18 protein-coding genes are annotated in these 19,264 nt (G+C 72.3%); 10 read left to right on the top strand and 8 right to left on the bottom strand.

What is annotated here, in order from left to right:
* Positions 1 to 72 precede the first annotated feature (72 nt).
* The 3 genes from IQ251_RS09155 (at position 73) to IQ251_RS09145 (ending at position 3,572) form a co-directional block, all read left to right on the top strand.
* On the top strand, positions 73 to 897 hold the full coding sequence (locus IQ251_RS09155; RefSeq protein ID WP_193928053.1) for an LLM class F420-dependent oxidoreductase: 825 nt from the start codon (positions 73 to 75) through the stop codon (positions 895 to 897).
* 324 nt (positions 898 to 1,221) lie between these two features.
* Entirely contained in the window at positions 1,222 to 3,366 is a 2,145-nt protein-coding gene (locus tag IQ251_RS09150; protein WP_193928052.1) for a carbon starvation CstA family protein, read from the top strand.
* The gene (locus tag IQ251_RS09145) at positions 3,363 to 3,572 is read left to right on the top strand and encodes a YbdD/YjiX family protein (protein WP_193928051.1); all 210 of its coding nucleotides are present in this window, start codon (positions 3,363 to 3,365) and stop codon (positions 3,570 to 3,572) included. The genes IQ251_RS09150 and IQ251_RS09145 overlap by 4 nt, the downstream gene beginning before the upstream one ends.
* Before the next feature lie 66 nt (positions 3,573 to 3,638).
* On the opposite strand, the gene IQ251_RS09140 is transcribed toward IQ251_RS09145, so the two are convergent.
* The 4 genes from IQ251_RS09140 to IQ251_RS09125 form a co-directional block, all read right to left on the bottom strand.
* Positions 3,639 to 4,817: an acyl-CoA dehydrogenase family protein gene (locus IQ251_RS09140; protein ID WP_193928050.1), complete on the bottom strand. Its 1,179-nt coding sequence runs from the start codon at positions 4,815 to 4,817 to the stop codon at positions 3,639 to 3,641.
* 43 nt (positions 4,818 to 4,860) lie between these two features.
* Positions 4,861 to 5,958 carry an acyl-CoA dehydrogenase family protein gene (locus IQ251_RS09135; protein WP_193928049.1) on the bottom strand — a complete coding sequence of 366 codons (1,098 nt, stop codon included), beginning with the start codon at positions 5,956 to 5,958 and terminating at the stop codon, positions 4,861 to 4,863.
* Between the two features lie 42 nt (positions 5,959 to 6,000).
* A complete protein-coding gene (locus tag IQ251_RS09130; RefSeq protein WP_193928048.1) occupies positions 6,001 to 8,415 on the bottom strand; it encodes a CaiB/BaiF CoA-transferase family protein in 2,415 nt (804 codons plus the stop codon).
* Between the two features lie 149 nt (positions 8,416 to 8,564).
* Positions 8,565 to 9,173: a TetR/AcrR family transcriptional regulator gene (locus IQ251_RS09125; protein ID WP_193928047.1), complete on the bottom strand. Its 609-nt coding sequence runs from the start codon at positions 9,171 to 9,173 to the stop codon at positions 8,565 to 8,567.
* 89 nt (positions 9,174 to 9,262) lie between these two features.
* Between IQ251_RS09125 and IQ251_RS09120 the strand changes: the two genes are divergently transcribed.
* Both IQ251_RS09120 and IQ251_RS09115 read left to right on the top strand, forming a co-directional pair.
* Complete coding sequence (locus IQ251_RS09120) at positions 9,263 to 10,432, top strand: thiolase family protein (protein ID WP_193928046.1); 1,170 nt, start codon at positions 9,263 to 9,265, stop codon at positions 10,430 to 10,432.
* A gap of 20 nt (positions 10,433 to 10,452) precedes the next feature.
* Positions 10,453 to 10,845 carry a Zn-ribbon domain-containing OB-fold protein gene (locus IQ251_RS09115; RefSeq protein ID WP_193928045.1) on the top strand — a complete coding sequence of 131 codons (393 nt, stop codon included), beginning with the start codon at positions 10,453 to 10,455 and terminating at the stop codon, positions 10,843 to 10,845.
* A 40-nt stretch (positions 10,846 to 10,885) separates the two neighbouring features.
* Here IQ251_RS09115 and IQ251_RS09110 read toward each other — a convergent pair whose 3' ends face one another.
* A complete protein-coding gene (locus IQ251_RS09110) occupies positions 10,886 to 11,866 on the bottom strand; it encodes an adenosine deaminase (RefSeq protein WP_370591296.1) in 981 nt (326 codons plus the stop codon).
* 223 nt (positions 11,867 to 12,089) lie between these two features.
* Between IQ251_RS09110 and IQ251_RS09105 the strand changes: the two genes are divergently transcribed.
* From IQ251_RS09105 to IQ251_RS09090, 4 genes are all read left to right on the top strand, one after another.
* A complete protein-coding gene (locus IQ251_RS09105; RefSeq protein ID WP_193928044.1) occupies positions 12,090 to 12,779 on the top strand; it encodes an HAD family acid phosphatase in 690 nt (229 codons plus the stop codon).
* A 46-nt stretch (positions 12,780 to 12,825) separates the two neighbouring features.
* Positions 12,826 to 13,521 (top strand): class I SAM-dependent DNA methyltransferase, encoded by a 696-nt coding sequence (locus IQ251_RS09100; protein ID WP_193928043.1) that lies wholly within the window; start codon positions 12,826 to 12,828, stop codon positions 13,519 to 13,521.
* Positions 13,522 to 13,632: 111 nt separating this feature from the next.
* Positions 13,633 to 14,424 (top strand): carbon-nitrogen hydrolase family protein, encoded by a 792-nt coding sequence (locus IQ251_RS09095; RefSeq protein WP_370591295.1) that lies wholly within the window; start codon positions 13,633 to 13,635, stop codon positions 14,422 to 14,424.
* A complete protein-coding gene (locus IQ251_RS09090; protein WP_193928042.1) occupies positions 14,424 to 15,842 on the top strand; it encodes an APC family permease in 1,419 nt (472 codons plus the stop codon). The genes IQ251_RS09095 and IQ251_RS09090 overlap by 1 nt, the downstream gene beginning before the upstream one ends.
* Here IQ251_RS09090 and IQ251_RS09085 read toward each other — a convergent pair.
* The 3 genes from IQ251_RS09085 to IQ251_RS09075 all read right to left on the bottom strand — a co-directional run bounded on the left by IQ251_RS09085 (position 15,799) and on the right by IQ251_RS09075 (position 18,352).
* Positions 15,799 to 16,575, bottom strand: a complete 777-nt coding sequence (locus tag IQ251_RS09085) for an SDR family NAD(P)-dependent oxidoreductase (protein WP_193928041.1) — start codon at positions 16,573 to 16,575, stop codon at positions 15,799 to 15,801. The two genes, IQ251_RS09090 and IQ251_RS09085, sit on opposite strands and share 44 nt — an antisense overlap.
* Before the next feature lie 70 nt (positions 16,576 to 16,645).
* Positions 16,646 to 17,863, bottom strand: a complete 1,218-nt coding sequence (locus tag IQ251_RS09080; RefSeq protein ID WP_193928040.1) for an amidohydrolase family protein — start codon at positions 17,861 to 17,863, stop codon at positions 16,646 to 16,648.
* A 108-nt stretch (positions 17,864 to 17,971) separates the two neighbouring features.
* On the bottom strand, positions 17,972 to 18,352 hold the full coding sequence (locus IQ251_RS09075) for a hypothetical protein (RefSeq protein WP_193928039.1): 381 nt from the start codon (positions 18,350 to 18,352) through the stop codon (positions 17,972 to 17,974).
* Between the two features lie 263 nt (positions 18,353 to 18,615).
* Between IQ251_RS09075 and IQ251_RS09070 the strand changes: the two genes are divergently transcribed.
* The gene (locus IQ251_RS09070) at positions 18,616 to 19,002 is read left to right on the top strand and encodes a hypothetical protein (RefSeq protein ID WP_193928038.1); all 387 of its coding nucleotides are present in this window, start codon (positions 18,616 to 18,618) and stop codon (positions 19,000 to 19,002) included.
* Positions 19,003 to 19,264: the final 262 nt, after the last annotated feature.

The raw sequence follows: 19,264 nt of genomic DNA, 5'->3' as shown, positions 1-19,264 counted from the left end.
GGGCGGATGCCACACCACGCGCGCTGGACTACGGTCGATCGCGGCAGAGCCCGCGACGCGAAGGGAACCCGGATGAAATTCGGCGTGTCCACGTTCATCACCGACGAGGGGATCCGGCCCACCGATCTGGGCAGGGGCCTGGAGGAGCGCGGTTTCGACGCGCTGTTCATCGCCGAGCACACGCACATCCCGGCCAGCCGCGAGAGCCCCTACCCCGGCGGCGGCGAGCTCCCGCGCGAGTACTACCGCACCCTCGATCCGTTCGTGGCGCTGACCGCGATCGCGTCGGTGACCGAGAATCTGCTGGTGGGTACCGGTATCGCGCTGCAGGTCGAGCGGGACCCGATCACCACGGCCAAGGAGGTCGCCAGCCTGGACCTGGTCTCCGGCGGGCGGGTGCTGTTCGGCATCGGCGCGGGCTGGAACCGCGAGGAGATGCGCAACCACGGCACCGATCCGGCCACCCGCGGTGCGCTGATGGACGAACGGATCCGGGCGATGCGCGAGATCTGGACCGCCGAGCAGGCCGAGTTCCACGGCAGGCACGTGGACTTCGCCCCGATCTACGCCTGGCCGAAACCGGTCCAGCAGCCGCACCCGCCGATCTACGTGGGCGGGGAGAGCGAGCGCGCGATCGCGCGGGTGGCCGAGTACGGCGGCGGCTGGCTGCCGCGCGGGGGCACGGAGAACCTGGGCGAGCTGATCGGGAAGGTCCGCGACCGGGCGGGCTGGCGGGTACCGGTGAGCGTCTACGCGGCGCCGCGCGATGCGGCGACGCTGCAGCACTACGCCGACGCCGGGGTCGACCGCACGCTGTTCTTCCTGCCCACCCGGGACCGGGACGACTCGCTGCGACGGCTGGACGAGTTCGCCGGGATCGCGGCCGACTTCGGCTGATCCCCGCACCGGGCGGAGCGCGATCCGCTCCGCCCGGTTCGACCGATAGATCCGTTTTACCGGTCTGCGCCGCGCTTTTCGCGATCGGCGATCGGGCGGTCACCGCGGGTCGAACCCACTACCCGCCGCGTGCAGCGGATGCGGCACCAGTCCCTTACATCCTGGTTACGTCCTGGCAGCGCTCTGGACATCTCACCGTGCCGGGCAGATCCTCAGGACTGCTGTGCACCGGGTACCGCTCCGCACAGCTCGACGCAGCCGAACAGGAGTCAGGGGACGGTGGCAACAACACAGGCACCGAGCAGCGGGCCGGCTCGGAAGAGGATGGGGACCAAGGAGATCGTCGTTTGGGTCCTGGTGGCGATCGCCGGAGCGATCGCCTGGGGCGTGATCGCGCTCGCGCGCGGCGAGGAGATCTCCGCGGCGTGGCTGGTGTTCGCGGCGCTGGCGTCGTACGCGATCGGCTACCGCTTCTACGCCCGGTTCATCGCCTACCGGGTGCTCAAGGTGGACGACACCCGAGCGACCCCGGCCGAGAAGTACGACAACGGCACGGACTTCCAACCCACCGACCGGCGGGTGCTGTTCGGCCACCACTTCGCCGCGATCGCCGGGGCGGGCCCGCTGGTCGGGCCGGTGCTGGCCGCGCAGATGGGCTACCTGCCGGGCACGGTGTGGATCATCGTCGGCGTCATCTTCGCCGGTGCCGTGCAGGACATGGTGGTGCTGTTCTTCTCCACCCGGCGCAACGGGCGCAGCATCGGCCAGATGGCCCGCGACGAGATCGGGCCGGTCGGCGGCGTGGCCGCGCTGATCGCCGTGCTGGCGATCATGATCATCCTGCTCGCGGTGCTGGCGCTGGTCGTGGTCAACGCGCTGAAGGACTCGCCGTGGGGCACCTTCTCCATCGGGATGACCATCCCGATCGCGCTGTTCATGGGCTTCTACCTGCGCTACCTGCGGCCCGGGCGGATCGTCGAGGTCTCGCTGATCGGTGTCGCGCTGCTGCTGCTGGCGATCGTCGGCGGCGGCTGGGTGGCCGAATCCGGCCTGGCCGAGACGTTCACGCTGACCGGCAACGAGCTCACCGCCGCGCTGGTGATCTACGGGTTCGTGGCCTCGGTGCTGCCGGTGTGGATGCTGCTGGCCCCGCGCGACTACCTGAGCACGTTCATGAAGGTCGGCGTGGTGGTGCTGCTGGCCATCGCGATCGTGATCGCGATGCCGGCGATGCAGACCGCCCCGGTCACCGACTTCGCGTTCAACGGGCAGGGACCGGTGTTCGCCGGCGCGCTGTTCCCGTTCGTGTTCATCCAGATCGCCTGCGGTGCACTGTCCGGCTTCCACGCGCTGGTGTCCTCGGGCACCACGCCGAAGATGCTGGATAAGGAATCGCAGGTCCGGGTCATCGGCTACGGCGGGATGCTCACCGAGTCGTTCGTGGCGATCATGGCGCTGGCCGCGGCCTGCATCATCGATCCGGGCCTGTACTACGCGATGAACATGCCCGAGGCCCAGCTCGGCGACACCCTCGAATCGGCCTCGCAGGCGGTGGCCGGGATCGGCTTCCAGATATCCCCGCAGGAGCTGGCCGCCGCGGCCGCCTCGGTCGAGGAGAGCACCCTGGTGGGCCGCAGCGGCGGTGCCCCCACCCTGGCGGTGGGGTTGTCCGAAGTGCTCTCCGAGGTCTTCGGCGGGGACGCCATGAAGGCGTTCTGGTACCACTTCGCGGTCATGTTCGAGGCGCTGTTCATCCTGACCACTGTGGACGCCGGCACCCGGGTCGGCCGGTTCATGCTGCAGGACACGGTCGGCAACGTGTGGAAGCGCTTCGGTGACGTGAGCTGGAAGCCGGCCAACTGGATCGCTTCGGCGGCGATCGTCGGCGGCTGGGGCTACTTCCTGTGGGCCGGGGTGAACGACCCGCTGGGCGGGATCAACCAGCTGTTCCCGCTGTTCGGCATCGCCAACCAGCTGCTGGCGGCGGTGGCGCTGGCTCTGGCCACGACGCTGCTGATCAAGAGCGGCCGGGCCAAGTACGCCTGGGTGACGATCATCCCGCTGGCCTTCGACGTCGCGGTGACGCTGACCGCGAGCTGGCAGAAGATCTTCTCCCCCGATCCGCTGCTGGGCTTCTTCGCGCAGCGCAACGCCTACCAGGCCGCGCTGGACGCGGGCGAGACCAGCATGGGCGAAGCCACCTCCGTCGAGGACATGCAGAAGGTGGTGGTCAACTCCACTGTGGACGGTGTGCTCAGCATCCTGTTCGCCGTGCTGATCATCATCGTCCTGGTCGACTCGGTGCGGGTGTGGATCAAGGCCCTGCGCGCACCGGAACCGCTGCCCACCACCGAGGAGCCCTACGTGGAATCGCAGCGGTGGGCCCCGTCCGGACTGATCCCCACCGCCGAGGAGCGCGCGCACCAGCGCGAACTCGCCACGGCCGGTGAGCCGGACCGGGGCGCGTGACGGCACGGTCGACGACTGCCAGGCTGCGCGAATCCGCTCGCGCGGCCTGGCAGATCGTGCGCGGGGTGATGGGCGAGACCGCCTACGAGCGCTACCTCGAACACCACCGCGCGCACCACCCGGACGAACCGCCGCTCGGCGAGCGCGAGTTCTGGCGCAGACACATCGACCGGGGCGACACCAACCCCGGATCGCGCTGCTGCTGAGCCCGGGAGAACTGCGCGAGGCCCGCGGGGCGGTACCGGTAGCGGGACCGCCCCGCGCGCCAGTCCCTACCCGGAGCGGGGCACGTCCTCGAAGGCCACTCCGCGGTACGGGTCCGGTTCCTTGGGCAGGCCGAGCACCCGCTCGCCGATGATGTTGCGCTGGATCTGGTCGGTTCCGCCGCCGATCGAGGTGAAGAACGCGTTCATCGCCGCGAAATTGGCGTCGTCGCCCTCCGGGTTCCCCTCGCCTTCCAGCATCGCCTCCGGGCCGGCGATCGCCGACTGCACCCGCCCGGTCTCGTGCAGCAACCGGGACATCACCAGCTTGCCCAGCGAGACCAGCGGCGACGACGTGCCGGCCGCCAGCTCGGAATCCGCCCGCCTGCCGTTCCACCGGTTCACCTGGCGCAGCATCAGCACCCGGGCGATGTCCTGGCGCAGCACCGGATCGTCGAATTTCCCGCGGCTGCGGGCCAGTTCCACGAGATCGGCGTCCCCGCTGCCCTGCTTGGCGCTGCGGGTGCTCGCCCCGCGGTTCGTCTCGCCCAGCATGACCCGCTCGTAGGCCAGCGCGGTCTGCAGCACGCGCCAGCCCTGCCCCGGCTCGCCCAGCATGTTGGCGGCCGGTACGCGGGCGCCGGTGAGGAAGACCTCGTTGAAGTGCCGCTCACCGGTCATCTGGCGCAGCGGCCGCACCTGCACCCCGTCCTGGTGCATGGGCAGGAAGAAGAAGCTGATCCCCTCGTGCTTGGGCACCCCGGGGTCGGTGCGCGCCACGAGCATCCCGTAGTCGGCCTGGGCGGCGTGCGAGGTCCACACCTTCTGGCCGTCGACCAGGAAACCGTCCCCGTCGCGCACCGCACGGGTGCGCACCCCGGCGAGATCGGACCCCGCGCCCGGCTCGCTGTAGAGCAGGCACATGTTCAGCTCGCCGAGCAGCAGCGGGCGCAGGAACCGGGCGCGCATGTCCGCGCTGCCGTAGGCCAGCACGGTGCCCGCCCACAGGTTCAACCGGTCCTGACCGCTGCCGGGCGCATCGGCGCGGCGGAACTCCTCCTCCACGACCCGGGCCAGCTCGTCGGGCAGCCCGAGTCCGAACGCGTCCGCGGGCCAGCGCGGTACGGCGTACCCGCGGTCGACCACGGCGGACAGCCACTCCCGCCGGTCCAGGTCGGCCGAGTGGTGCTGCGCGAGCCACCCGCGCACCTCGGCGCGCAGGGCATCCGGATCATCGGGCGTGCTCATGGTGTTCTCCCCTCAGCTGCGTGGAACGGGCCTGCCGCGCGGCTCAGCATCCGGTGGCCGCGAGGTAGCGCTCGCGGTGCTGGTCCGGGGAACCGAACAACCGGGTTCCGGTGCGCGCCCGGCGCAGGTACAGGTGCGCGGGATGCTCCCAGGTGAAGCCGATCCCGCCGTGGATCTGGATGTTGTCCGCAGCGGCCTTCTCGAACGCCTCCGAGCAGAACGCCTGGGCCAGCGCGGTGTGCTCGTCGATCTGCGGTGCGTCCTCGGCCAGCGCCCAGGCCGCGGCGAACGCGGCGGAATGCGCGGATTCCACCTCGACCAGCAGGTCCGCGCACAGGTGCTTGACGGCCTGGAAGCTGCCGATGGCGCGGCCGAACTGGAACCGGGTGCGGGCGTAGTCCACGGCCATGTCCAGGGCCGCGCGCGCACCGCCCGCCTGCTCGGCGGCCAGCATGACCTCGGCGGTGCGCAGCGCGCGGTCCAGCGCCGCGGCGCTGCGGTCCGGATCGCCGACGGGCTGCGCGGTGGCGCGGTCGAACCGCACATCGGCCTGCCTGCGGGTGGGGTCGAACACCTGTAGCGGCTGCACAGTGACCCCGCGGTCGGCGGGATCCACCGCGAACACCCGCGGGCCGCGGGTGACCACCAGCAGCACGTCCGCGCAGGCGGCGTCCAGCACGAACCGCTTCGCACCGGAGACCCGCCAGGTCCCGCCGTCCTCGGTGGCCGTCGCGCCCAGCCGCGGGACGTCCCACCCGGCGGTGTCCTCGGCCAGCGCCACCGCGGCGATCCGATGGCCCGCGGCGATCTCCGTCAGGTGCCCGGTCTCGTCGCCGAGCGCGTCGAGCAGGGTCGCGGCCAGCACGGAACTGCCCAGGTACGGCCCGCAGAACAGCGCGCGGCCGAATTCCTCCTGCACCACGGCGAGTTCGACCGGCCCGGCACCGGCACCACCGCTGCGCTCCGGCACGGCCAGCCCGGTCACGCCCAGCTGCTCGGCGAGCAGCTTCCACAGCTGCGGGTCGTGGCCGAGCTCGCCCGCGGCGGTGCTGCGCACCCGCTGCTCGTCGGCGTGGTCGGCGAGCAGCTCGCGCACGGCGCTGCGCAGCGCGCGCTGTTCCTCGGTGAACTCGAAAAGCATGCGGAACTCCCGATGATCGGTGGAAGGGGCTGCTGCGGGCGGTCACGGGCCGGGCCGGCCGCCGCGGACCGGTCCGAACGGATCCGGTTCCTCCAGCACACCGGCCGCCGCGAGCTCGTCCACCGCGTGCTCGGACATGCCCAGCGTTCCGGTGCAGACCTCGCGGGTGTGCTGGCCGTGCACCGGAGCCGGCCGGGGTGGGCGCGCGGCGGTGCGTTCGGCGAGGAACTGGCCGTTCTCGGTGGGCAGCGGCGCCTCGACGGTCGGCTGGTGCACGGTGGTGAACGCCCGCCGCTCGCGCAGCGCGGGATCGGCGGCGCAGTCCGGGATCCGGTTCATCGCCCCGGCGGGCACGCCGGCGGCCTGCAGCTCGTGCATCACCTGCTGCGGGCTGCGGCGAGCGGTCCAGGCGGCCAGTCGCGCGTCGATGCGGTCCCGGTGCGCGACGCGGTCGGGCACGTCGGGCAGCTCGACGACCTTGCGCAGCCGCTCGTAATCGGCGTCACCGCGCACGGTGATCACGCACCACTCGTCGTCCCCCGCGCACGGGTAAGCCCCGCAGGGCGCCTCCTCCTCGGCGACTCCGCCGTGCGGCTGCGCCGATCCGGGTTCCAGCGACTCGCGGAGCAGCTGGGCGGACAGCCCTTCCAGGATGGCTTCGGACTGCGCGCAGGTGACCGCGCGGCCGCGGCCGGTGTTCTCCCGCTCGACCAGCACGGCCAGCGCCGCGGTGGCCACCAGCCTGCCGACGAGGTGGTCCGGGTAGACCGTCACCGCATCGCAGAAGCCGTCCGGGATCTCGGGATCGCGCCACAGCGCGGTGAGCCCGGTCGCGGCCCGGATCAGCGGGCCGTAGCCCATCCAGCCGCGCCACGGCCCGGTGTGCCCGACGGCGCTGCTGCGCACGATCACCAGTCCGGGGTTCAGCGAGCGCAGCCTGTCCTCGTCCAGGCCCAGCCGGTCCAGCGTTCCGGGTTTGAAGTTGCTCAGCAGCACGTCGGCGGTGGCGGCCAGCCGTTCGACGATCTCGTGCCCGCGCGGATCGCGCAGGTCGACGGCGAGGCTGCGCTTCCCGCGGTGTCCCCAGGCGAAACCGCTGCTGACCGTGCCGTCGAACGGTGCGCGGCTGCCGTCCGGGTGCGTGCTGTGCTCGACTTTGACGACATCGGCGCCGTAGTCGGCGAACATCCGGCCCGCCTCGGCACCGACGACGATCACTCCGAGGTCGAGCACCCGCAGACCGGCGAACGGCACGGCCGCCGGGGCGTCCTCGCCCGCCGACCGCAGCGGCGGCAGCGGCGGCAGTCCGGACAGCACCTGCTCGGTGTGCTCGCCGAGTTCCGGTGCCCGCGCGGCGGTGGCCGGCCGGTGCCCGTCGATCTGCACACTGCAGCCGGGCATCCGCCCGGTGCGGGCGCCGAGGTCGACGGGGCGCAGGCAGCCGCGCTCGGCGAAGTGCTCGGTGTCCAGCACTTCTCGCAGGTCCAGCACCGGGGCGACCGGGATCCCGCGCCGCTGTCCCTCCACCGCGAGGTCCTCTTTGGACCTGTCGGCGAACAGCGCGCCGATGAGCTCGCGCAGCCGCGCGTCGGCCTTCTGCCGCTCGATGATCAGCTCGTACTCGGGGGCCTGGAACTCCACCGGTTCGCCGAGCCAGGCCCGCATGGCGGTCCATTGCGCCTTGCTGAGCACGCAGATCCGCACGTGCCCGTCCGCGCAGGGCAGCACCGGGTAGTACGAGCCGGCGTCCGGGCGGTCGTGCGGGAAGTCCCACCACGACCGGCCGTAGCCCGCGGTGGGCCCGGCGCCGAACGGCGGGTCGATGACCTGGGTCAGCGTCTCGTGCAGCGAGATGTCCAGGTGGTCGCCGCCGCCGGTGCGCAACCGCCGGAAGTGGGCCAACAGCGCGCACCACGCGGCCTGCGCGGCCGCGGCCTGCTCCAGGATCTCCCGCGGCGGCAGCAGCGGTCTGCGTCCCGGGATCCCGGACCGGCACAGCAGCCCGGACATCGCCGCGTGCACCCACTCGGTGGCCGCGTAGTCCCGGTACGGCCCGGTCAGCCCGAAGTCCGTCACCGACGCGATCACCAGATGCGGTGCGCGGCGCCGGATCTCGTCGATGCCGATCCGGTCGAGCTGCTCGGCGGTGGCGGTGGTGATCCAGATGTCGGCGGTGCACAGCAGGCGCAGGAAGTCGGTCCGGTCCCGACCGTCGGCGGGGTCGAGCAGCACACCGAGCTTGCCCGCAGCACGGGTGGCCTCGCGCAGCCCGATCCCGTTCCAGCGCGGCCAAGCGGTGCGCGAGGCGGATCCGCCCGGGGGCTCCACCCGGACGACCTCGGCACCGAGGTCGGCGAGGTACCGGGCGCACATCTCCGCCGGGGCGTCGGCCGTGTCGATGACCCGCAGCGAACGCAGCGGGGCGGGCTCGTCGTCCGGTTCGCGGTGCTGGCTCATCGAAACCTCCGCTGGTTTCGTGCCGGGGTGCGTCCGCGCGACTATTTCCGACGATCGCCGTCTGCAACACCCGTCACGCCGCACGTCCACCCGGTAGCACCAGGCAGAACCGATTCCGCGCAGCGAGGTACGCCGCGTTGGACGACGGGTCAGACCGAGCGCGCCGCCACCCCGGCCAGGACGGTGTCCACCAGGTGCGCCACGTACTCGGCCGATCGAGCCCGCACCCGCCCCTGCAGGTACTGCGGGGTGGCACGCACGTGGTTGGACACCGCGCCGGCCACCAGGTCCGCGATCAGCGCCACCGAGGCGTCCTGCGGCAGCTCCCCGCGGGCGATGCCGCGCCGCACCATCGCCCGCGTGGCGCGCACGTGCTCCGGGTAGGGATCGTCGGCCAGCGCCTCCCAGACCTCGGGCACGAACCGGGAGTCCACGTTGAGCCGGTAGGTGAGCACCCCGTCGTCGGTGGTCATGTACTCCAGCCAGCCGGTGGCGAACTCGATCAGGTCGGAGCGCAGGGCTCCGGTGTCGATCTCGGCGATGAACCGGGTCCGCTCGCGCACCGCCTCCACCAGCAGCGCGGCCTTGTCCGGCCAGCGCAGGTACAGCGACCCCTTGCCGATCCCGGAACGGCGGGCCACCTCGTCGAGGGTGAACCCGCTCCACCCGCGCTCGGCGTAGACGGCCCGCGCCGCCCGGCGGGCCCGGTCCTCGACCGCCGGGTCCCGCGGACGACCGGCGCGCTGCGTGGTGCTCACCGCCCCATCCTCCCGCATTCGCACGGCGACCATTTACGACGATGTCCGTCGGCAATAGGATCGGTGACCATCCGACGCGGAGGTCGCCGATGCACGTGCCCGACGTGGCCATCGCCGGACTCGGGATGACCGAGCTCGGCAAGGTCTACGACCGCAGCAGCGCCCAGTTCGGGATCGACGCGATCCGGCTCGCCGCCGAGGACGCCGGCATCGGCATCCCGGACATCGACGGACTGCTGATCAACCCGGGGATCAGCGGCGGCATCGACCTGCAGATCCAGCGCGCGCTCGGGCTCACCGACCTCGGATTCGCCGCGCAACTGCAGGCTTTCGGCTCCTCGGCGGGTGCGATGGTGACCCAGGCCGCGCTGGCGATCGGCGCGGGCATGGCCTCCACCGTCGCCTGCGTGTTCGCCGACGCGCCGCTGCGGCCCAGCGGGTCCAGCGGCAGCGCCTACGCCGACCCGGCCCAGCGGATCCGCCCGGGACTGGCCGGACTGGGCGCCGCGGGCGGAGCGCTGTCGCCGAACGCGGGGTACGCGCTGGCCGCGCGCAGGCACATGGACCGCTACGGCACCACCAGCGAGCAACTCGGGCACGTGGCGGTGAGCACCCGCGAATGGGCGGTGCTCAACCCGCTGGCCCGCTTCCGGGACAAGATCAGCGTCGCCGACCACCAGGACTCGCGCTGGATCGTGGAACCGCTGCACCTGCTGGACTGCTGCATGGTCTCCAACGGCGGGATCGCGGTGCTGGTCACCTCCGGCGAACGTGCCCGGGACCTGCGCAACCCGCCGGTGCACGTGCTCGGCTGGGGCCAGGGCCATCCGGGCTACCGCGAGCACGGCGGCAGCGAGTTCGGTCTGGTCACCGGCGCGGCGCAGTCCGGGCGAACCGCACTGGGCATGGCCGGCCTGCGTCCCGCCGACGTCGGCATCCGCGAGATCTACGACTGCTACACCTACACCACGCTGGTCACGCTGGAGGACTACGGCTTCTGCGCCAAGGGCGAAGGCGGGCAGCTGGCGTCCAGCGGCGCGCTCGGCCCCGGCGGCTCGCTGCCCACCAACACCGGCGGCGGCCAGCTGTCCAGCTATTACATGTGGGGCATGACGCCGCTGTCCGAAGCGGTCCTGCAGGCGCGCGGGCACGGCGGACAGCGCCAGGTCGCCGACAACGATGTGGTGCTGGTCAGCGGGAACGGCGGGATCCTCGACCACCACTCGACGCTGCTGCTGAGCCCGCACGCCCGCAGCTGACGCAGGGAAGGAGCCCGACGATGCCCGTGCACCCGCTGCAGCGCGACGCGGAATCCGCACCGTTCTTCGACGCCGCCGCCGAGGGGCGGCTGCTGATCCGCCGCGACCGGACCACCGGGGCGCTCATCTCGCCCACCGAGCAGACCGGACCGGACGGCTCGGCGGACCTGGAGTGGGTGCCCGCCGCAGGCAGCGGCACCATCACCTCCTGGGCGGTGGTGCACGACAAGCCCGATGCCGACGGCCGGACGAATCCCCTGGTGGTGGCGATCGTGGAACTGGCGGAAGGACCGTGGCTGCGTGCGCAGATCGTGCGCACCGCACCGGACGAGGTCCGCACCGGCATGGCGGTGACCGTCGAATTCGAGCAGCCCGCGGGCGGCGAGGCGATCCCGGTGTTCGCCCCCGGCTGACCCGGCCCGGGCAGGCGCAGATCCCGCCCGGGCGGCGGGCTCACAGCTCGCGCAGGTACGCCGCGCGCTGCTCCTCGGGCAGGAACGAGGCGCGGAACGAGTTCGCCGCGAACTCGCGCAGCGCCGCGTCCGAGAAGCCCAGATCGCGCTGCACGGCGTCGAAGTTGTCCCCCGCGTAACCGCCGAAGTACGCCGGGTCGTCGGAGTTGATCGTGGCCAGCACCCCGGCGTCGACCAGTTCCGGCAGCCGGTGCTCGTCGAGCGCGGCCACGGTGCGCAGCCGCACGTTCGACAGCGGGCACACGGTCAGCGGCGTGCGGTCGCGAGCGAGCCTGCGCACCAGCTCCGGGTCCTCGACGGAACGCACGCCGTGGTCCACCCGCTCGACGCCGAGGGTGTCCAGGGCCTGCCAGACGTACGCCGGCGGCCCCTCCTCCCCCGCGTGCGCGACCAGGTGCAGCCCCGCGGCGCGGGCCCGCTCGAACACGCCGCGGAAGTCCTCCGGCGGGTAGCCGACCTCCGCCGAGTCCAGGCCAACGCCGTCGATGTGCTCCAGGTGCGGCTGCAGCGCCTCCCAGGTTTCCTCCGCCGCCTGCGGGCCCTTGTCCCGCAGGAAGCAGGCGATCAACCGGGTGGAGACGCCGAAGCGCTGCTCGCTGGTGCGCAGCGAGGCGACCAGCCCGTCCACCACCTCGCGGAGCGGAACGCCGCGCACCAGGTGCGCCTGCGGGTCGAAGAAGATCTCCGCGTGCCGCACGCCCTGCGCGGCCGCGCGCGCCAGGTAGCCGTCGGCGACCTCGGTGAAGTCGCGCGCCACCTGCAGCACGTCCATGGCCAGGTAGTACAGGTCCAGGAACGACTGCAGATCGTCGAAGACGTACCGGGCGCGCAGCTCTTCCACGCTGCGGAAGGGCAGGTCCACGGAGTTGCGCTGCGCGCAGGCCATCACCAGCTCGGGCTCCAGCGTGCCCTCGATGTGCACGTGCAACTCGGCTTTGGGCAGGCTCAGACCCAACGACACGGAATCTCCTCCTCAGCAGGTTCACGAGCACCGGCCGCGGCCGCGCAGCCGCACCGGAACCCGCCGCACCCCCGCGCACGCCAGGTTCGCACGGCGGGCGCGATGGTGCGCTCGCGCGCAGATCACCGGTGTGGCACACGCGCGCGGACGGTCGGTTCGGCGATCCTCGCAAGATTCGCGGGCCACCGGTCAGCCGGGCCCGCCCGACAGCGAGGAGGAACACATGTCCCGCAGCACCGCGCGCCTGACCATCGCCCTGACCACCGCCGGGCTGCTCGGCGCGGGCACCGCGCTGGCCGCGGGCAGCGGCACCGACGAGACCGGACCGGCGAACCTGACCGGCGCCAAGGACGCGGTGCAGCACTACTACGAATCCGGTGACTGGCACGCGGACGTGACCGGCGCTGTGCACGAGGCCCGGGCGCACCTGGACGGCAGGCTCGACGACGGGGTGCGCCGCCCGGCGATCGTGCTGGACATCGACGACACCGCGCTGTCCACCTACGCGTTCGAGAAGGACGCGGACTTCGGTTTCGACGAGGACGCGTTCCGCGAGGTGGAGCTGGCCGCCGAACTGCCCGCGATCGCACCGACCCGCGACCTCGTCGAGCACGCGCGCGGCGAAGGCGTTGCGGTGTTCTTCATCACCGGGCGCCGCGACGATCCGGATCTGCGGGCCGCGACCGCGCGCAACCTGCACGACCGCGGATTCGGCCCGTTCGACGGGCTGTACCTGCGCCCGGCCGACGACGAGCAGGACTCCGCGGTGCCGTACAAGTCCGCGACGCGGGCCGGGCTGGAGCAACGCGGCTACGACGTGCTGCTGTCGGTCGGCGACCAGCACAGCGATCTGCTCGGCGGGCACGCCGAGCGAGGCATCAAGCTGCCCAACCCGATGTACCGGCTGCCGTGAAAAACCACGTATCGCGCGGGTCCTGCCGTCCGGCATGCTCGCGAGCATGGAGTTCACTTCGTTCGATGCGCGCGGTTACCCGATCGTCGACGTGCGCACCGGCTACGCGGGCTGGGCCGCGACCTACGAGGACACCGTCGAGGACACCATGGACCTGGCGCTGCTCGACCGGCTGCGGACCCCGGCGTGGTCGTCGGTGCGGCGGGCCGCCGACCTCGGCTGCGGAACCGGCCGCACCGGGAGCTGGCTGCGCGAGCGCGGGGTCGCCGCGATCGACGGGGCCGACATCACGCCGGAAATGCTCGACGCCGCCCGCGCCCGCGGCGCGCACGACCGGCTGGTGGACGCCGACGCCACGGCGACCGGTTTCGACTCCGGCCGCTACGACCTGGTCATCGCCTCGCTCATCGACGAGCACCTACCTGATCTCGCTCCGCTCTACCGCGAGGCGCGCCGGCTGGCCGCTCCTGGCGCGCTGTTCGCGATCGTCGGATTCCACCCGCACTTCATCATGACCTCCGGCATGCCCACGCACTACACCGACGACACCGGGCGCTCGGTGGCCATCGCGACGCACGTCCACCTGGTCAGCGAGCACGTGCGAGCCGCGCGGGAGAACGGCTGGCGACTGGTGGAGATGGAGGAGGGCGTCGTGGACGAGGCGTGGCTGGAGCGCAAACCGAAGTGGGAGCGGTTCCGCAACCACCCGGTCTCCTTCGCGCACGTCTGGGAACTCGGCTGAGCGGTGCACAACCCGTCCAGCCGGACCGCTCGCCGCGCACACTCCGCCGGTTCCGCGCGGGGCGGGCAGCGTCCACGATGAGCCCACCTCCTCGGGTGGAAGGACGCTGCTGTGGCCGCATTCCGGTTGGCATGCCTGCAGACCGCGGGCACTCCGGGTGACCTGCACGCCAATCTGGCCGAACTCGACCGCGCCGCGCAGCGGGCCGCGGAGGCGGGAGCCGGCCTGCTGGTCACCCCGGAACTGTTCCTCACCGGCTACGACATCGGGGAACTGGCCGGCGAACTGGCCCGCCGGAACCCGGTCGAGCCCTGCGCGGGGATCGCCGCGCGGCACGGGATCGCGCTGGTCGTGGGAACTCCGCTGCTGCGGGACGGGAACCTCGTCAACGCGGCGGTCTTCCTCGGCGCGGACGGCGCGGTCCGCGCCGAGCACCACAAGATCCAGCTGTTCGGCGACCTCGACCGCAGCCGGTTCACCCCCGGCGACCGCGCGGTCACCGCGGTCGACCACGAGGGCGTGCGCATCGCGCTGCTGATCTGCTACGACGTCGAATTCCCGGAATGGGCGCGCCGGGCAGCGCTGGACGGCGCGCAGCTGATCGTCGTACCCACCGCGCAGATGACGCCGTTCGCCCGGGTCGCCGAGCAGGTCGTCCCGGTCCGGGCGTGGGAGAACCAGGTCTACGTCTGCTACGCCGACCGGATCGGCCGCGAGCGGGACACCACCTACGTGGGCCGCAGCAGCGTGGTGGCTCCGGACGGGACGAGGATCGCGCACGCCGTCGAGGAACCCGCGCTGCTGCTCGCCGATATCGACCCGGACCGGGTGCGCCGCGCGCAGCGGGACAACCCCTACCTGACCGACCTGCGCACCGACCTGCCCACCGGCCGGGACCGCTGATGCGCACCGGCGCGCGACCCCGGCTCTCCGGACGGCTGGGCACGGCTTCGATCGTGTTCATGGTGCTCGCCGCCGCGGCGCCGCTGACGGTGATCGGCGGCAACGTCCCGCTGGCCATCGGGCTGGGCAACGGCGCGGGGGCACCGGTCGGCTTCCTGATCGCCGCGGCGGTCCTGCTGATCTTCTCGGTCGGCTTCGTGGCGATGACCCCGCACGTCACGCGACCCGGCGCGTTCTCCGCCTACGTGCAGCGCGGTCTCGGCGAGGTGCCGGGCGGCGGCACCGCGTTCCTCGCCCTGGCCGCCTACACCGCGATCCAAGCCGGGATCTGGGGCTACCTGGGCGGAGCCGCGTCCGGATTCCTGCAGCACCACCTGGGTGCGGCACCGCCGTGGTGGGCGTGCTCGGCGGTGCTGCTGGTCCTGGTCGGCGTGCTCGGCTACCGGCGCATCGAGCTCTCCTCGAAGGTGCTCGGCGTCGCGTTGGTGTGTGAGCTGGGCATCGTGCTGGTGCTGGACGCGGCGATCCTGGCCGGCGGCGGTGCTTCCGGGATCAGCGGCGCGTCGTTCACCCCGGCCGAGATCGGCAGCGGACCGTTGGGCATCGCGGTGCTGTTCTCCATCACCGGGTTCATCGGGTTCGAGGCCACCGCCGTGTTCCGGCACGAGGTCCGCGATCCGGACCGCTCGATCCCGCGCGCCACCTACACGGCCGTGCTGATCATCGGCCTGTTCTACGCGCTGTCCAGCTGGTCCATCGTGGAGGGTTGGGGCGTGGCCGCGGTGCGCGAGCGCGCCCGGCAGTCCCCGGACGACCTCATGCTGGCCACCGCGGAGCGCTACCTCGGTCCGGTGGCCGGCGATGTGCTGCAGGTGCTGCTGCTGACCAGCCTGGTGGCCTGCGTGCTGTCCTTCCACAACGTGCTCGCCCGCTACCAGTTCGCGCTGGCCGGGCGGGGATCGCTGCCCGCGGCGCTGGGCCGGGTGCACCCCCGGCACGGTTCACCCGCGACGTCCTCGCTGGTGCAGACCGCGACCGCCGCCGCGCTGATCGCGCTGTTCGCGGTGCTGGGACTGGACCCGCTCACCGAGATCTTCGGGTCGATGGCCGGGGTCGCCACGCTGGGCGTCGTGCTGCTGATGCTGTTGACCTCGGTGGCGGCACTGGTGTTCTTCGCCCGGGAACGACCGGCCGGGACGGGCCGGGTGCGCCGGCTCACTCCCGCCGCCGCGATCGCGGTGCTGCTGGTCGCGCTCTGGCTCGTGGTGTCGCATTTCCCGCTCGTGGCGGACAGTTCGGTCGCCGCCGCGTACGGATTGGGCGCGATCCCGGTGCTCGCCTTCGGTCTCGGCTGCCTGCTGACCTACCGGCAGCTCACAGCGCGTGCCCGCCGGCGACCTGCACCACCTGACCGGTGATCCACCGCGCCTGGTGCGAGGCCAGGAAGACGACCGCATCGGCGATGTCCGCGGGCGCGCCCACCGTGCCCATCGGCACGATGGTGCGCACCCGCTCGGCCGTGGCCTCGTCCATCCAGCCGGTCTGCACCGGACCGGGGGCCACCGCGTTGACCCGGATCGACTCCCTCGCCAGGTCCAGCGCGGTCGAGCGGGTCAGAGCTTCCAGCGCGGCTTTCGACGTGCCGTAGCCGACCTGCCCGGGGAAGGCGCGCGCGGCGTCGGTGGAGATGTTCACCGCGCAGCGCTGCCCGGCACCGGTGCGCTTGGCCAGCTCGCTAATCAGCAGCGCGGGGGCGACCGCGTTGACCCGGTAGTGCCGTTCGAGCCCGTCGAAGGTCACCGTGCCGATCTCGTCCGGGGTTTCGCAGTGCGCGGCGTTGTTCACCAGCACCTCCACCGGCCCCAGCTTCCGCTCGACCTCGTCGAACAGGTCGACCGCGGCATCGGGCCGGGCGAGATCGGCTTCGACCGCGACCGCTCCGTCCCATTCGGACGCCAGCCGCTCGACCTCAGCCCGGTCCGGTGCGCGGTGGTGGTACTGCGCGTCATCCGGCGACGCGGGTTCGTCCTCGCGGAAGTGCAGCGCCACCCGCGCCCCTTGGGCCGCGAACGCCCGCGCGATCGCCGCACCGATCCCGCCACCGGCACCGGTCACCAGGACGACCCGGCCGTCGAGTCCCGCATCGATCATCGAGCCAGCATCGCGACCGGGCGCCGCGGCGCGCAACCGGAATACCGCCGGCCCGAGGGGATCCCGCCGGCTACTCCCCCGCTACCGGTCGCCCCGCGCACAGCACGAGCGCCGGGCGGCGCAGCACCTGCAGGTCTGCGCGCGGATCGTCCGGCACCACCAGCAGATCGGCGCTCTTGCCGGGCAGCAGGCTGCCGGTGCGGTCGGCGATGCCGAGCCCTTCCGCGGTCCGGCCGGTGGCCAGGTGCAGCACGCGCTCCGCGTCGAAGCCGAGGTATTCGTACAGCTCCAGCGCGCCGACCGGGTCGTCGAAGGTCGATCCGGTCAGCCCGGCGTCGGTGCCGAACAACAGCCGCAGCCCGAGTTCGTCCATGCGCCGGGTCCGCGCGAAGTTCGCCTCGGCGCGCTCGTGGCCGACCCGGTCGCCGAACGTCCGCCACGCGGCGGACATCGCCGTGCACACCGAGATGTCGGCCCGCACCATCTCGGCGACCACGTCCGGGCGCAGGTCCGAGCCGCGGTCCGGTGTCATCCAGGTGCAGTGCTCGATGGTGTGTACGCCGACTTCGACGGCCGACCGGATCGCGTCCACCCCGTGCGCGTGCGCCGCGACCGGGAGGCCGTGCGCGGCGGCTTCGTCCGCGATGATCGCCAACTGCGCGGTGTCGAACTGGCTGGCCCACATCGGGGGTGATTCCGGGGTGATCTGCCCGCCGGAGACCATCACCTTGATCAGGTCGGCGCCGAGCCGCGCGTTGTGCCGGACCTGCTCACGCAACGAGCTCTCGCCGCCGTCCACGGCGCCACCCAGGAACCAGCAGTGTCCATCGTGGATGGTGATCGGGCTCGTCGCGGCCAGCACGCGCGGCCCGGCCCGCGCACCGCTGCCGATCTCCCGGCGCAACCGAGCCGCCGCGCCGCCGCGGTCCCCCAGGTCCCGACAGGTGGTCACCCCGGACGCGGCGAGCTGCGCGGCGCGCTCGGCCATACCGTCCAGCAGCTGCTCGTCGGACGCACCGCGCACGTTGTCCCGGAAGTCGGTGGTCGCGTCGAACGCGAGGTGCACGTGCGCGTTGATCAGCCCGGGCAGCACCGTGTGCCCGGGGAATTCCCGCACGATGGCCCCGGGGGATCGCTGCCGGAGCGCGGCGCGCGGCCCCACCGCGGCAATCCGCTCCCCGTCGAACAGCACGGCGCCTGCGGCGATCTCTTCTCCGGGCGGCCCCACCAGCACCCGGTCGGCGGTGATCAGTTCCAGCACACGCACCACGGTGCCGGACAGCGGCATCCCCGGACCACCGCCGCGCACCGATCAGCGGATCCGCACCTCGCTCGCCGCGACGAGATCATCCGCACCGGGCACCGGTCGCGAGACCCGGTCGCGCCGCACGTCGGGTCAGCGCTCGTCGAAGCCCGACCGGAACCGGCCACCCACGTCGCCCGACCCCGCACCGGACGTCCGATCGTCCTCGGCGCGCTGCCTGCGCAACCGACGCGCGTACCACGTCTGCAACCGGTACTCGACGAGCAGCCACAGTGCGGCGGCAGCTCCCCAGGCCAACCACACCGGCACTCCGCCGTGAGGCAACAAACGCCCGAAGATCCCCGCGCTGACACCAGCGACCAGGCTGAGCGCGATCGGCGCCACGTTCCAGACCGTCTCGCGCCGCTCACCGGGTTCGGCGTCCCGCTCCCGGCGCTTCGGACGAGGGCGGGGCGCCAGCAGCGCGGGTTCGGCCGGGACCCGCCTCCCGTGCTCACCGCCGTCCGCTGCCATGCCCGGAATCCTGCACAGGTCGTCTGATCATCAGCAACAGCACGCGGATTCGGCGTGAACAGGACCATCCCGCCGGCCGCCCGCGGCGACCGCACTGCGCGCACACCGGCGACCGGCAACCAGGCGGGTACGCGCTCCTCGGCGGACATCGCGGCTGGGGTCGTCCCCTCGACCGGGGCGGCACGGGCTGGCCGACCAGCGACGATGCGAGCAACCTGGACACCGAGGCCCCGCGCCGGGGCCGAACGCGGAAGGAGGCCGGCATGGATCACAGCTGGGAGCCGTCCCATCCGCTGGAAGCCGTGTACCGGGCCCGGGACGCCCTGCAGGAAGCGGTGACCGAGCAGCCGCACATGGACCTGACCAAGCAAGACCTGCCGTCCTACGGCCGGGCGCTGCGCGCAACCCTGGACAACCTCGGCGACCTGGCACGCCTTTTGTCCGAACAGGTCGACCGCATCGACCGCGACCGGCTGTACCGGGGCACGCTCAGCGACCACCCGTACGAAGTCATCGACACGGCGGTGGACCACCTGATCGAACTCCGCCGCACTCTGGAAACAGCAGCCCGGCACACCGAGTCCTACCGCTCCGATGCCGAACACGTGCACCACAACACCCGCGACGAACACCGCCCTCGCGAGGACTGATCCCGGGGCGCAGCGACGTCACGCCCCCGGTCAACCGCCTCGACACGGGAAATCTTCCACGGCTTTTCCGCGCATTTCTGACCAGCGAAATGTGAGGGCAGGGCCTTGAACCCCGACCCGAGGCGACCTCAGTTGACGTTTGACGACATCCGCCGAAACCCATCACTGCCTGCGCTAATCACGAATGCAAATACCTACTGGAGGTGGTGGGTCGTTCTGCGGGCGTTTGACATCGTTTGTGCATCAAGGATGACCCCCGACC

Source organism: Saccharopolyspora montiporae, assembly GCF_015209505.1.
In the GTDB taxonomy this organism is placed as follows: Bacteria; Actinomycetota; Actinomycetes; order Mycobacteriales; family Pseudonocardiaceae; genus Saccharopolyspora; species Saccharopolyspora montiporae.
The sequence above is the reverse complement of the archived record's forward strand: the minus strand, read 5'-3'. Positions and strand labels throughout refer to the sequence as shown.

Bases quoted from the DNA above. Each gene is read 5' to 3' on its own strand.
- IQ251_RS09135 (WP_193928049.1), bottom strand. From the start codon at position 5,958: ATGCTTTTCGAGTTCACCGAGGAACAGCGCGCGCTGCGCAGCGCCGTG.
- IQ251_RS09070 (WP_193928038.1), top strand. From the start codon at position 18,616: ATGGATCACAGCTGGGAGCCGTCCCATCCGCTGGAAGCCGTGTACCGG.
- IQ251_RS09150 (WP_193928052.1), top strand. From the start codon at position 1,222: ATGGGGACCAAGGAGATCGTCGTTTGGGTCCTGGTGGCGATCGCCGGA.
- IQ251_RS09105 (WP_193928044.1), top strand. From the start codon at position 12,090: ATGTCCCGCAGCACCGCGCGCCTGACCATCGCCCTGACCACCGCCGGG.
- IQ251_RS09140 (WP_193928050.1), bottom strand. From the start codon at position 4,817: ATGAGCACGCCCGATGATCCGGATGCCCTGCGCGCCGAGGTGCGCGGG.
- IQ251_RS09100 (WP_193928043.1), top strand. From the start codon at position 12,826: ATGGAGTTCACTTCGTTCGATGCGCGCGGTTACCCGATCGTCGACGTG.
- IQ251_RS09085 (WP_193928041.1), bottom strand. From the start codon at position 16,575: ATGATCGATGCGGGACTCGACGGCCGGGTCGTCCTGGTGACCGGTGCC.
- IQ251_RS09090 (WP_193928042.1), top strand. From the start codon at position 14,424: ATGCGCACCGGCGCGCGACCCCGGCTCTCCGGACGGCTGGGCACGGCT.
- IQ251_RS09120 (WP_193928046.1), top strand. From the start codon at position 9,263: ATGCACGTGCCCGACGTGGCCATCGCCGGACTCGGGATGACCGAGCTC.
- IQ251_RS09155 (WP_193928053.1), top strand. From the start codon at position 73: ATGAAATTCGGCGTGTCCACGTTCATCACCGACGAGGGGATCCGGCCC.
- IQ251_RS09130 (WP_193928048.1), bottom strand. From the start codon at position 8,415: ATGAGCCAGCACCGCGAACCGGACGACGAGCCCGCCCCGCTGCGTTCG.
- IQ251_RS09080 (WP_193928040.1), bottom strand. From the start codon at position 17,863: ATGCCGCTGTCCGGCACCGTGGTGCGTGTGCTGGAACTGATCACCGCC.
- IQ251_RS09075 (WP_193928039.1), bottom strand. From the start codon at position 18,352: ATGGCAGCGGACGGCGGTGAGCACGGGAGGCGGGTCCCGGCCGAACCC.
- IQ251_RS09115 (WP_193928045.1), top strand. From the start codon at position 10,453: ATGCCCGTGCACCCGCTGCAGCGCGACGCGGAATCCGCACCGTTCTTC.